This is a genomic window from Paenibacillus sp. Marseille-Q4541 (assembly GCF_018310695.1).
GTDB lineage: Bacteria > Bacillota > Bacilli > Paenibacillales > Paenibacillaceae > Paenibacillus.
Genome location: NZ_JAGXCY010000033.1, coordinates 13,716 through 26,902 on the forward strand (window position 1 = coordinate 13,716; position 13,187 = coordinate 26,902).

The following is a 13,187-nucleotide window of genomic DNA, read 5'->3' on the forward strand; positions in this document are numbered from 1 at the left end:
TTCCGAGAGGGGTTTTACCTATTTCTCTACACTACTTGGTAGTAGTGTATTTTACATTTTTTCCGGAGCGCTTACGCCCACCAGTTTCAAACTGTTCTTAATTACGATACGTACCGCACCTAGAAGTGCAAGACGAGCTTGTGTCTGCTCTGCATCCTCAGTTATTACACGTTCAGCTTTGTAATAGCTGTGGAACATAGAGGACAACTCATATACGTAACGAATGATTCGGTGTGGTGCATGGCCTTTAGCTGCTACCGCAACTTCTTCTGGGAATTCTCCCAGTTTGCGAAGCAGATTGTATTCATGCTCAGCTGTCAGCTTGGACATGTCAACATCGCGTACTGGATACACAACAATCCCTTGCTCTTCTGCCTGGCGGTACACACTGCATACACGAGCATGAGCATACTGGACATAGAAGACCGGATTCTCATTCGATGTGGAGATAGCCAAGTCCATATCAAAATCAAGATGGGAATCCATACTGCGCATTGTGAAGAAATAACGAATAGCGTCAACGCCTACTTCTTCCATCAAATCTTCCATCGTTACTGCTTTTCCTGTACGTTTGGACATTTTCACTTTTTCGCCGTCTTGGAACAAGCTGACCATCTGAGCAATCAGAACAATGAGTTTGTCCGGATCATTGCCGAGTGCTTCCATCGCGGCTTTCATTCTTGGAATATAACCGTGATGATCTGCACCCCAAATATTAATCATTGTGTCATATCCACGGGCATATTTGTCGCGGTGATACGCAATGTCTGGAGTCAGGTAAGTATAGGTACCATCATTCTTAATCAGTACCCGGTCCTTATCATCGCCATACTTGGTTGTATGAAGCCAAGTTGCACCTTCTTCTTCAAATATCTCATTCCGTTCACGGAGCTCATCGAGTGCGTTAAGCACCGCACCATTATCGTAAAGGGACGTTTCGCTGAACCAGTTATCAAAGGAAACCCGGAATAGACCGAGGTCACGTTTAATTTTATCCAGTTCTTTTTCCAAACCATAGTCTCTGAAAAAGGCTGCACGATCACCAGGAGTCAGTTCAAGCAGAGATGAACCCTTCTCCGCTATTAATTCCTTGGCAAATCCACGAATATCAGCACCGTGGTAACCATCTTCCGGCATCTCAACTTCTTGTCCGAGTTCCTGAAGGTAACGTGCTTCAATTGACTTACTAAGGTTAAATACCTGGTTTCCCGCATCATTAATATAGTACTCACGAGTTACTTCATAGCCAGCAAAATCAAGCACATTACAAAGCGCATCTCCTACTGCTGCCCCGCGAGCATGTCCTAGATGCAGACTTCCCGTTGGATTTGCACTAACAAACTCAACTTGAACTTTACGTCCTTCTCCCAGATTAACCCGTCCATAATCATCGCCTTGTTCTTGAACAAGTTCTACGATTGGGTATAGATAGCTCTTGGTTAAACGGAAGTTGATGAATCCTGGTCCTGCAATCTCTGCTGCTTCAATCCCCGCTTCGGAAAGATTCAAATGTTCAATGATTTGTTCAGCAATCATCCGTGGATTTTTTTTAGCAATACGAGTAAGCTGCATTGCTGCATTGGTTGCAAGATCTCCATGATTCTTGTCTTTTGGTACTTCAAGTACAATGCTCGGCATCTCTTCAGATGTTACCAGCCCTGCCGAAAGAATAGCTTCTTTTATTCCTTTAGTTACCTTCTCGTTAATAAGATCGAGTGGATTGCGTGTCATGATTTTATTGTTCCTCCTGAATTTCTATACTAATAGACAACTGCCCTGATTGTTCTTCAAAAACATATAAGTCATAGCTAAACGAAATCTTACCCGATAAATTCGATACGGCCAGAGTCAGCTCTTTCGTATCGGTAGATAAAGCAAATGAAGTAAATGGAGAGCGATAAAAGCCAGGCAATCTTTTCCCTAGCTCAAATGTTTGCTCTGATTCAACTCCACCATGCCGGATCAGCTTCACGCTGTCACCTGTTATCTTCACTGTATTACGAATGGACTCGCTTCCAGTCTGCTGTTCTTCTTCCTCATATCGTATATATAAAGCGGTGCCTTTCCGTAAAGCCTCACCCACTACATGCTGGATGACATTCTCTCCATCAGCCACGCTGTGAATTTGGAGTTTGACGGGACTCCATACTGACATCTTTTTCTTCTCCCATCTATTCATAGGCGTACTTTTTTATTACATCTTTATATATTCTATATAGTTTACGGTTATTGTTCAAATTTAAATCCTACCTGCAGGTACAAAAACAACCTGTTTTTAGAATGAAGGCAGATGTTTACTCTTACTGTACATAAAAACACCCCTTAAATTCCCGGCTCTTTAAGGCCAAAGTTTTTAAAGGGTGTAATCGAGTCACATAAATTTGCCTTCTTCTGCAATTGGAAGAAAAAACTTACTTCACGAATCCAAGCAGCATTTCACGAATAAGTTTCGCTGCCACAATCGGAGTCTGCTGTGTAGGGTCATAGATTGGAGCTACCTCTACTACATCGAAGCCCACCACGTTCACATTAGATCCGGCAATGGCATGTACTGCCTCCAGAAGCTCTTTGGAAGTAATTCCGCCTGCCTCTGCAGTTCCCGTTCCCGGCGCAGCGGAAGGATCGAGTACATCAATATCAATTGTAACGTAGACAGGACGATTCCCCATAGAAGGAAGCTCTTTCTTCAAAGGCTCAGCTACATCAAACGGATGAAAGTTAATATGCTCTCGTCCATACTGGAACTCTTCTCTTGAACCGGAGCGAATACCGAATTGATAGATATTCTTTCCACCCATAAGCTCAGCTGCTTTGCGGATCGGAGTAGAATGAGAGAGCGGCTCCCCTTCATACTGATCACGAAGGTCAGCATGTGCATCGATATGAATGATAGCAAGATCAGGGTACTTTTTGTACAGTGCTTCAATTACCGGCCATGTCACGAGATGTTCCCCGCCAAGACCCACTGGAATTTTGTCATCTGCAAGTAGACCTTCCACGTATTCGCGAATGACATCCAGACTTCGACTTGCATTACCGAAAGGAAGCAGTAAATCCCCAGCATCATAATAGTTCATGTCAACAATACTTTTGTCGAGGTAAGGACTGTACTCCTCAAGTCCAACCGATGCCTGACGAATATGTGCAGGGCCAAATCGGGAACCTGGGCGGAAGCTTACAGTATAGTCCATAGGCATGCCATAAATGACAGCTTTGGCACTTGCATAGTCTTCCGAACTACAGATAAACACGTTGCCTGAATAGGCTTGATCAAGCTTCATCCGTATAAGCCTCCTTTATTTAATCAGATCTTCTACAAATTTAGGCAGTACAAACGCTGCTTTGTGAAGACGCGGTGTATAGTATTTTGTATCGATTTCAGGAATAGCATTCTCGTCCACTTCAAGCGGATCATATTTCTTGCTTCCCATCGTGAAAGTCCACAAACCACTTGGGTAAGTAGGAATGTTAGCAGCGTATACACGTACAATCGGGAATACTTCTTTCACGTCTTTATTTACACTTTGAATCAAGTCAGCCTTGAACCAAGGATTATCCGTTTGAGCAACGAAAATTCCGTCCTCTTTCAATGCTTCATAGATTCCTTGATAAAATCCACGTGTAAATAGGTTTGCCGCTGGGCCAACCGGTTCAGTAGAATCTACCATAATGACATCATAAGTATTCTTATGATCATGGATATGCATAAAGCCATCATTTACAAGCACTTCAACACGAGGGTTTTCAAGTTGGCCCGCAATGCTTGGCAAATATTTTTTAGAGTATTCGATAACTTTTCCATCAATATCAACAAGAACTGCTTTTTTCACCTGTGGGTGTTTAAGCACTTCACGAATCACTCCGCCGTCTCCTCCGCCAACAACAAGAACTTGTTCTGGGTTTGGATGTGTATATAGAACCGGATGCGCAACCATTTCATGGTATACGAATTCGTCTTTTTCTGTTGTCATAACCATTCCATCAAGCAACAACATATTGCCGAACTCTTCGGTTTTAACCATAGCCAAATCCTGAAAATCTGTCTTCTCACTTACATAAGTCTCTTTGATCTTCATAGTAATACCAAAATTTTCAGTTTGTTTCTCCGTAAACCACAATTCCATCGTTAATTACCTTCTCTCGATTAGAATAGGTGTTCAGCCGTCATATGATTCGCCGTAAAATGGCCCTATATAGCAAGGGTTTCCTATGATTTAGGCCAGCTCAGCTGGAGTTCTCCATCGTAAACAGCGTTTACGAAGCGATATGGAAAAGACGTGAGCGGTCCACGCCAGAATGAATTCCGTTTCACTTCTTAATATTGTACTAAACGTTGTTGTGCCTTTAAACGCACTTTTGCATTATACGTTAAATCTGAAATAACTGTAAAGATACGTGTGAGAAATGTCACTCTTGTTGTTTCTGCTCCTCTTTGCCATCCACTGAGATTTCTTCCTCCTCCAGCAGAAGGCGCTTCTTTCCTCGTAGAACGGGGGCTAATGAGTCTTGAACCGTCCCTTTCCAGAGATGAACATCTGTCCGATACGCTGCACGTGCATTCAAATGGCCAGCCACAGGCGCAGTCATAAATACAAATAGAATACCTAAAAGGAGCCTTGCACTTATATACCCGTCAAATACAAGAAAAAACAGAAAACTACCAAATAGGATGCATAAAATGCCAAGCGTTGTACTCTTTGTCGCAGCATGGGCACGTAGATAAACGTCTGGAAGGCGAATAAGACCGAAGGCGCTTAGTACGCTGAGCACCGACCCGAACAGAACTAGAATTCCGATGAGAATACTAAAGATCGTCGTCATTTTCGAGTACTACCCCCCTTTCGATAAACCTCGCAAAAGCAACAGTACTAATGAAAGCCAGAATACCAATGAGCAAGATAATATCGACATAAGCCTGTGTATGTAGGAGCATGGAAAGGACGGCAACACTCCCGATAAGTTGAATACCTATTGTATCCAAAGCTGTAATTCGGTCAGCCATCGAAGGTCCTTTCAGCACACGGTAGAGACAGCCTATGATAGAAATACCTAGCAGAAGCAAGGAAATGTTCAAAATAACGTTCAGCATTATCTCGTCACCTCCATAATAGCTTTTTCAAAAGACTCCCTTATGCTTGATACCATCTCCTCTTCATCTGTCATATTAAAGGCATGGATATATAACGTTCGTTTATTTTTTGATATTTCCAGTGCAAGGGTACCCGGAGTTAAAGATACGAACAAGAATAAAAGCATAATTTCAAAGTCGGAAGTCAGTTCGGTCCGATATTTAAATGTTCCTGGTGTAATATCCAGTTTAGGTTTCAATATTTCGCCAATGACTTGAAATGATGATCGGAAGAGCTCAACAAGAAGTAATTTGAGCAGTTTGAGCGTTGCCCAAATTCGAACAATATAGAACGGAGTGGGGAAAAATCGTCGGAAGACTCCGATAATGAGCAGACCAAGTGCATATCCGATCAGAAAGCCGGCTCCGGTCCAAGACTGATTTAGAAGCATCCATATGAAAGCAATGATCAGGTTCAGTATCATTTGCTGTGCCATCTATCACCACTCCTTCAATACGTTATCAATATAAAGATTCGGGTCGATCAGTACATGGGCTGCCGTGGAGATTGCAGGATATAACACTTCTGCGAATACCCCCATTCCGATAATAAGAACAAACAGGAAGCCTGCCGGAGCAAGCATACGATTAACAGAGAACTGTATCGTCTCGCTTTGGATCGTCTGCCCTCTCCCCCAGAAAGCATAAATGAACACACGCAGCAGAGAGTACAGCATGATAAAGCTGGCTACGACTGCAATAGCAGTCAGTCCGTACAGACCTGCATCAAGTCCTCCCTCGAATAACATTAGTTTTCCTGGAAAACCGCTAAGAGGAGGCACTCCTGCTAGCGCAAGCGTAGTAACAAAAAACATCCAACCAAGTAACGGATATCTTCGAATCATTCCGCCCATATTGCTCAGATTCGATGTACCTGCAGCAGCGATAAGTGCTCCGCCGAGCAAGAAGAGTAACGTTTTGATAATCATGTCATGCATGAGATAAAACATCAGCCCCTCAAGTGCCAGCTTATTACCGGCGGCCATACCAAAAGCCACAAACCCTACTCCAGCTACTACGTTATATACCAGTATTTTATTTACATCTTTATAAGCAATCGCACCGATCACTCCAAGTATCATGGTCGCTCCTGCCATCCAGCCAATGATGGCGTGTGTAAAGCCTGGATCATGGTAAAAGATCAAAGTAAATACTCTAACGATTGCATATAATCCCACTTTCGTCAGTAAGCCGGCAAATAGTGCGGTGACAAGAGCAGGCGGGGCTGCATAGGATCCTGATAACCAGAAGAAAAGAAACAATCCAGCCTTAATACTGAAGATGAGCAAAAACAATACCGCAATGACACCTAAAATCCCATTTTGCCCTACCTCTGCTACCCGTACAGAAAGGTGAGCCATGTTAATGGTCCCTGTAACGGAGTACAGATAACCAATAGCTGCAACAAACAGAGAAGACGAAACCAGATTAATCAATACATATTTAAGAGATTCTCTAAGTTGACGTTCTGTGTTGCCAAGCACTAGCAAAGCATAGGAGGAGATCAGCATGAGTTCAAAGCAGACAAACAAGGTAAACAAATCTCCCGTTAAAAATGAGCCGTTGACTCCTGCCATTAGAAACTGAAAGAACACATAGAAGTGGTGCTTCTCCCGTTCTTCCGTAATGCTGTGAAAGGCATAAAAGGTACATGCTACTGAAATGACGGAAGAAACCAGTACTAGTAAGGAAGCTAGTGTATCTGCGACGAATACAATTCCGTAAGGGGCAGCCCATCCACCCATATTCAAGATCTGTAATCCCGAGGTGGATACGGTATAAAACAATAAGATGGCTATACCGAGCGTCACCAAGGAACCAATTCCACTGATCACGCGCTGTAACCGGATCGATCTCATAAAGAGAATAAGCAAAATCCCGGTCAGTACAGGCATAAAGATCGGCAGAACTACTGCATTATTCATACTTCGGCCCCCTTACCTCTTCCATATCGTCCGTCTTCAACTTTATATAAGACCGATAAGCCAATACGAAGAAAAACGCTAACAGCCCAAAATTTATAACAATGGAAGTCAAAATCAATGCCTGGGGCAGCGGATCTACGTAACTCTCGGCCTTCTCCCCTAGAAGCGGGGGTGCCCCTGTTTTGAGACGGGCCATAGTCATCAAGAGCAAGTGTACGCCATGCGTCATCAAGGAAATACCAAGCACAAGGCGAAGCAAACTTCTTGAAAGAATTAAGTAAACCCCCACTGCAAATAAAATACCTACCGTGACACTCATTATAATTTCCATAATTAACGGTCCTCCCCGATCTGTAAAATGATCGTCATCGTGACGCCCACGACAGCCATAAATACACCCGTTTCAAATATCATGGCTGTTGTTAACTCCACTTCTCCAAGCAGAGGGATATCAAAGTAATCAAAGGCTTGACTCATAAAAGGTACTCCCAGCACAAAGGATCCTGCTGCCGTTGCCAAGGAAATGAGAAGTCCCCAAGCAATGACCAGACGATAATCTACCGGTAAAATTCGGCGCAGTGTATCTGTATTAAAGGCAATAGCCAAGAGTACTAGAGCTGCCGATGTAACGAGACCACTGATAAATCCTCCCCCTGGCTGATGATGCCCTGCAAAGAACAGATACAGAGCAAAAATAAGAATAATAAACACAATGATCTTGGTGCTCATCTGCAAGAACACATCGTTACTTCGCAGCGGAACGCTATTCCAGCTTTCCGGATTAGAGATGCCTCTCTTCTCTTCCGATGCCTCTTCATCCGCGGCTGAATGGGCCCGGTGAGAAGAACCTAGATCTTTTCCACTCAAATTCAGATTGATCATGGAGTAAATGGCAAGCGCCGCTACGCCAAGTACCATGATTTCAAGCAATGTATCAAAACCTCGAAAATCAACTAGCAGCACATTTACAATGTTCTTACCTCCTGCCAGATTGTAGCTTTCCGCGGTATAAAATTCGGATATGGAATCAAGCTGTGTAGTCCCGCTGGCAGCAAGAGCAATAAGCATCATAACAACACCAACACCGATGGAAATAACCAGATTTACAAATTTGTATTTCTTGCTTGATTTCGGCGTAAGTTCCGGCAGATGGTAGAAACAGAGTAGGAAAAGAGCAACGGATACCGTCTCTACAACCATCTGAGTCAGCGCCAGATCCGGTGCGCGGAACAGCACGAAGAACAAAGTCACGAGATAACCGACGGCCCCAGTCAAAATGACAGCGGACAAGCGTTGTTTTGCAAAAGGAACACAAAGGGCTGTAATAACTAGCCCAACAAGCAAAATGGTCTCATACAACATAAAGGAATCATATCCACTAAAGTTCCATTCAATATTCGTTGCATGGAAGAAGCCATAACCGATCAACCCGATCATAAATACAAAGATATATATAAGGTAGTTTCGAACAGAGCCATTCATATACGTTTGTGTCCAGCGTTTGGAGAAACGATGCAGCGCACGAAATGATGAATCGTAGAACTTATTGATTGTGTATACGGGTATGTATTCCTCATAAACCGTTTTCCAGCGTGGCAACAACTTATAAGAGATCACACCCAGCACAATGACACCGAGTGTCATCCACAGTTCTGGAGTGAACCCATGCCAGAGATACAGATGGACATCAAATCGTTCCCCTTCAGCAAGGAGTGGAGACAACACAGAAGCCATAGCAGGTTCAATAATCGATGCAGACAAGAAATCGGGATAAATACCGGTAATTAGCACCATCGCTGCCAAGACAAGCGGCGGAATCAACATTCCGATCGGTGCTTCATGAAGCTTTTCAAGTGGTATTTCAGTCTTATTTTTACCAAGGAAGGTACGTAAAACGATAACGAGTGAATAAATGAACGTCATTACACTACCAATCCAAGCTAACACAGGGAAAATAATCCCCCACGTTTCCAGACTAAAAATAGATAACTCAGATGCCTCGAGTGTGGCCTTGAAAAATAATTCCTTACTGACAAAGCCATTGAAGGGTGGTAGACCTGCCATTGAAAATGTACCTACAAGTGCAACGGTAAACGTTAGCGGCATAACCGCCATAAGCCCGCCTAATTTCCGGATATCACGCGTCCCCGTTTCATGATCAACAATTCCCGCCATCATAAACAGAGAGCCTTTAAATAAAGCGTGATTAAACAAATGGAGTAATCCTGCCATAGTGGCAGTGGTATACAGTAAAGATTCTGTACCATTGCCAAAATGGAGCGCTGCCGATCCCAATCCGAACAGAGACATAATTAGCCCCAACTGAGACACCGTGGAGTAAGCTAGTATGGACTTCAGATCGGTTTTCTTTATTGCGATTAACGAACCATAGACCAGCGTAACTGTTCCGACTAATGAAACCAGCCAGAACCAAACCGCCTCACCGCCAAAGATAGGTGTAAACCTAGCAACAATGTAAATTCCTGCTTTAACCATAGTGGCCGAGTGCAAGTAAGCACTGATTGGTGTCGGTGCCTCCATCGCATCAGGCAGCCAGACGTGAAACGGAAATTGCGCTGATTTCGTAAAAGCTCCTATTAGGATCAAAATCAGTGCAGGAACAAACAAAGGATCCTGTGCAATATTCGAGAGGGATGCGATGGTCTCCCGAATACTGTAGGATCCGCTGATAAGATACAGTAAGATGAATCCAACCAACATGGCGAATCCGCCAAAGACAGTAATAAGGAATGACTTTTGCGCACCACGAATAGATGCTTCCTTGCTGTGGTTAAACGCAATGAGCAAGAAAGAAGCGATACTAGTTAATTCCCAGAATCCGTACAACACCATCATATTATCTGACAGAACAACACCAAGCATCGCACCCATAAAAAGAAGCAGATACAGATAGAATCGATGCAGAGCCTGCTCGCGTTCCATATAATAGATAGAATATAGGACAACCAATGAACCAATACCGGTTATTAGTAATGAAAGCAAGAGACTTAATCCATCCAGAAAAATAGTGAAATTAATTCCAAGGGATGGCATCCAGTGAATCGTTTCATAAATAAGGTTACGATCACGCACCTGCGGAATCAGACTAAGAAAGTATAAAAATAGAACAAGTGGTACGGTTAAAACAGCCCATCCCAAGTGAAAACTGCGGGACAACCGTTTCATAAAAGCAATCCCAACTCCTGCGATAATGGGAAGCAGGATAGCAGCATGAATCAGGTACACAAATACACCCCCTATGTATAATAACTAGCAACCTAACGAGCAGGATTAGCACGAATTACAGTTTATGTTAACCTTTACCCTTATTGCCTATGCGGAGAATCTGTATAAATCGTGAATAATGGATGAATTGTAATCCCATAATGGAAACATCGGGTTATTTTTGGAAAGGAGACCTACGTTATGCCAGAATCTGTAGATCAGTCAAAAAAGAAATTTTCTCGCACCAAAAAGGTTCTGAAATGGTTAGCAGGCTTAACCATACTGGGTCTTATATTTGCTGTTGTACTTGTTGTTTATTTATACGCGACCAGTCTTCCTCTTGCAGATAATGACCGCAACTCCAGACTTTTTGATATTGATGGTGAAGTCATTGCCACGTTCTCACCCGGAGGTAAGGAATCCATACCTGTCAAGTTGGATCAAATCTCACCGGAGCTGACACAAGCTACCATTTCGGTAGAGGATCGAAAGTTCTACAAACATATTGGGTTTGACTTTAAGGGCGTGGCACGTGCCATCCTTGTAAATATAAAAGAGATGAATATGTCGCAGGGGGCCAGCACGATTACACAGCAACTGGCAAGGAATTTGTACTTGTCCCATGAAAAGACATGGTCCAGAAAAATAAAAGAGGCCATCTATACGGTCCAACTCGAAATGAAATATACCAAAGATGAAATTTTGCAGATGTATCTTAATGAAATTTATTATGGTCATGGCGCCTATGGTGTTGAATCGGCTGCCCTGATGTATTTTGGCAAATCTGCAGCTGACTTAAGTCTGGCCGAAAGTGCCATGCTCGCCGGGATACCGAAAGGACCGACATATTACTCACCCTATAACGATATGAAAAAGGCCAAGGACCGGCAAAAAATCGTGCTAAGCTCCATGGTGGATACTGGAAATATTACACAACAACAAGCTGATGAGGCTTATAACGAGTTGCTTGATATCAAGCCGAAAAGTGAACCGAAAACGAATGAGAGGGCCTCCTATTTCCGTGACTATATTCGAAGTGTGGTTGTTGGTGAACTAGGAATTGATTCAGCCAAACTCGACCATGGTGGTCTTAACATCTACACCACCCTTGATATGCGGATGCAGGAAGCTGCTGAAGAGACAGTAGCTAAGGGGATGGATGCAAATAGCGATCTTGAGGTAGGCCTTTTGTCGATTGACCCGAGAAACGGTCATGTTAAGGCAATGGTGGGCGGAACCGATTATAGATCCAGCCAGTATAACCATGCTCTTGCTGATAACAGACAGCCGGCGTCCTCTTTTAAACCGATTATGTATTTGAGTGCGATTTCTTCAAAACAGCTGACAGCGATCTCTAAGATGGATAGTAAACCAACCGTCTTCAAATATGATAATGATCGGAAAACGTATGAACCGAAAAACTTTGGTGATAAGTATCTTGGACCCATCGATATGAGAAAAGCAATCTCAGTCTCAGATAATATATACGCTGTAAGTACACTCATGCGGATTGGGACGGACCCTATTATTGAAATGGCCAAAAAACTAGGGATTACGAGCCCTCTTAACCCGGTTCCATCCTTGGCTCTCGGCACGTCACCCATCAGTCCTTTCGAAATGGCTTCTGCCTATTCGGTTCTCGCAAATGAGGGACTTCGTAATACACCCATAGCTGTACTGAAGATTACGGATGCGGCAGACAGAATTGTATATAAAGTGCCAGAACAAGCACCTGAACAAGTCGTAGACTCTGCTTCTGCTTACGTTGTGACAAGTCTGATGGAGAGCGTCTTTGATACAGGTGGAACGGCTCACCGTGTAGCTGACAAGATCAAAAGACCGGTAGCTGGAAAAACAGGAACTACGAGTTCCGATGCTTGGCTTGTAGGCTATACGCCAGAATTATCTACTGCGGTATGGGTTGGATATGACAGTAATCAGGAGATTACAACCGCTGAAAGCCGGCGAGCTGCTCCTATTTTTGCAGAGTATATGGAAAAGGCACTGAAGAACGTTCCACCTAAAATATTCCCGGTTCCTGAAGGAGTGGTCAGCGTCTATATAGACCCTTCTACCGGTAAACTTGCTGGAGAAAACTGTGAAGGGCGCAGACTTGAAGTGTTCGTTCGCGGGACAGAGCCCACAGAATATTGCGAGGAACATGAAGCGGTACCGAACCCAGATCAAGAGAACGACGACATTCAGAATGATCGAGACGATTCTTGGTGGGGCCATTTTAAACGTTGGTGGACTGAATAAGGACCCATTCGGCACAACGTTTACTATATACAAAAAGAGGGTTTCGGCTAAATTGCCGAAACCCTCTTCGTGTTATATGCGCTTAGTTGTTCTCAAGCGCTTGTTTAAGCTCTTCTGGTGTTGCATTCCACCAGTCTTCATTGTGGGAAATAAGAAGCTTTTTCAAAGCTGCCTTCTCTTCACTTCCAAGCTCATCCAACATAATGCGGCGCTTCATTGCATAATCCATTTTGTTTACATGATCGGCAAGAATTTTCCATCCGCGTTTTGCTTCCGTATCAATCCACATTTCGCATGCCGTTGCCCCAGCATACAACTGACCTTCCGGTGTACGGTCCACTGCTACCCACACCAACCAGACCTGCCGACCATTCGGCACATCTGACTTCTCAGTAGAAAATTTAATGCCACGTTCTACTTTGCTCTTGGCATGCATTGCGCCAATATCAATTGTTGCAACTCCTCCATCAATAATGACAGGTGATACATTGTTCAAATCGATGGAGCCTGAGCCGAATCCTTTATGCTTACTCTTGCTGTTAACAATATTTAAGGCAATCTGTTTTTTGCCGCTTTGTCCGCTTTGTTCCATTTTTTATGGCCTCCAAAAGTTGATACCAATATTTTAACTAATATTTCTCTCGATGCAA

12 protein-coding genes are annotated in these 13,187 nt (G+C 43.5%); 1 reads left to right on the forward strand and 11 read right to left on the reverse strand.

Features of this window, described 5'->3' with window-relative positions:
• Positions 1-51 precede the first annotated feature (51 nt).
• The 10 genes from argS to KFT32_RS22340 all read right to left on the reverse strand — a co-directional run bounded on the left by argS (position 52) and on the right by KFT32_RS22340 (position 10,299).
• Positions 52-1,731, reverse strand: a complete 1,680-nt coding sequence (gene argS / locus KFT32_RS22295) for an arginine--tRNA ligase (protein ID WP_211749638.1) — start codon at positions 1,729-1,731, stop codon at positions 52-54.
• A gap of 4 nt (positions 1,732-1,735) precedes the next feature.
• A complete protein-coding gene (locus KFT32_RS22300) occupies positions 1,736-2,155 on the reverse strand; it encodes a YwiB family protein (protein ID WP_211749639.1) in 420 nt (139 codons plus the stop codon).
• Between the two features lie 256 nt (positions 2,156-2,411).
• Positions 2,412-3,281, reverse strand: coding sequence for an agmatinase (gene speB / locus KFT32_RS22305; RefSeq protein WP_211749640.1), 870 nt, complete (start codon positions 3,279-3,281; stop codon positions 2,412-2,414).
• Between the two features lie 15 nt (positions 3,282-3,296).
• The gene (gene speE / locus KFT32_RS22310) at positions 3,297-4,124 is read right to left on the reverse strand and encodes a polyamine aminopropyltransferase (RefSeq protein ID WP_211749641.1); all 828 of its coding nucleotides are present in this window, start codon (positions 4,122-4,124) and stop codon (positions 3,297-3,299) included.
• A 283-nt stretch (positions 4,125-4,407) separates the two neighbouring features.
• Positions 4,408-4,821: a monovalent cation/H(+) antiporter subunit G gene (gene mnhG / locus KFT32_RS22315; RefSeq protein WP_211749642.1), complete on the reverse strand. Its 414-nt coding sequence runs from the start codon at positions 4,819-4,821 to the stop codon at positions 4,408-4,410.
• On the reverse strand, positions 4,805-5,089 hold the full coding sequence (locus tag KFT32_RS22320) for a Na(+)/H(+) antiporter subunit F1 (RefSeq protein ID WP_211749643.1): 285 nt from the start codon (positions 5,087-5,089) through the stop codon (positions 4,805-4,807). The genes mnhG and KFT32_RS22320 overlap by 17 nt, the downstream gene beginning before the upstream one ends.
• Positions 5,089-5,565 carry a Na+/H+ antiporter subunit E gene (locus KFT32_RS22325; protein WP_211749644.1) on the reverse strand — a complete coding sequence of 159 codons (477 nt, stop codon included), beginning with the start codon at positions 5,563-5,565 and terminating at the stop codon, positions 5,089-5,091. Before KFT32_RS22325 ends, KFT32_RS22320 begins: the two co-directional genes overlap by 1 nt.
• A 3-nt stretch (positions 5,566-5,568) precedes the next feature.
• Positions 5,569-7,053 carry a Na+/H+ antiporter subunit D gene (locus tag KFT32_RS22330; protein ID WP_211749645.1) on the reverse strand — a complete coding sequence of 495 codons (1,485 nt, stop codon included), beginning with the start codon at positions 7,051-7,053 and terminating at the stop codon, positions 5,569-5,571.
• Positions 7,046-7,384 (reverse strand): Na(+)/H(+) antiporter subunit C, encoded by a 339-nt coding sequence (locus KFT32_RS22335; protein ID WP_211749646.1) that lies wholly within the window; start codon positions 7,382-7,384, stop codon positions 7,046-7,048. The genes KFT32_RS22330 and KFT32_RS22335 overlap by 8 nt, the downstream gene beginning before the upstream one ends.
• 2 nt (positions 7,385-7,386) lie before the next feature.
• Positions 7,387-10,299: a Na+/H+ antiporter subunit A gene (locus tag KFT32_RS22340; protein WP_211749647.1), complete on the reverse strand. Its 2,913-nt coding sequence runs from the start codon at positions 10,297-10,299 to the stop codon at positions 7,387-7,389.
• Positions 10,300-10,479: 180 nt separating this feature from the next.
• On the opposite strand from KFT32_RS22340, the gene KFT32_RS22345 reads away from it, so the two are divergent.
• Complete coding sequence (locus KFT32_RS22345; protein ID WP_211749648.1) at positions 10,480-12,537, forward strand: transglycosylase domain-containing protein; 2,058 nt, start codon at positions 10,480-10,482, stop codon at positions 12,535-12,537.
• Between the two features lie 82 nt (positions 12,538-12,619).
• Here the strand turns inward: KFT32_RS22345 and KFT32_RS22350 are convergent, their stop codons facing one another.
• The gene (locus tag KFT32_RS22350) at positions 12,620-13,129 is read right to left on the reverse strand and encodes a YwhD family protein (protein WP_211749649.1); all 510 of its coding nucleotides are present in this window, start codon (positions 13,127-13,129) and stop codon (positions 12,620-12,622) included.
• Positions 13,130-13,187 lie beyond the last annotated feature (58 nt).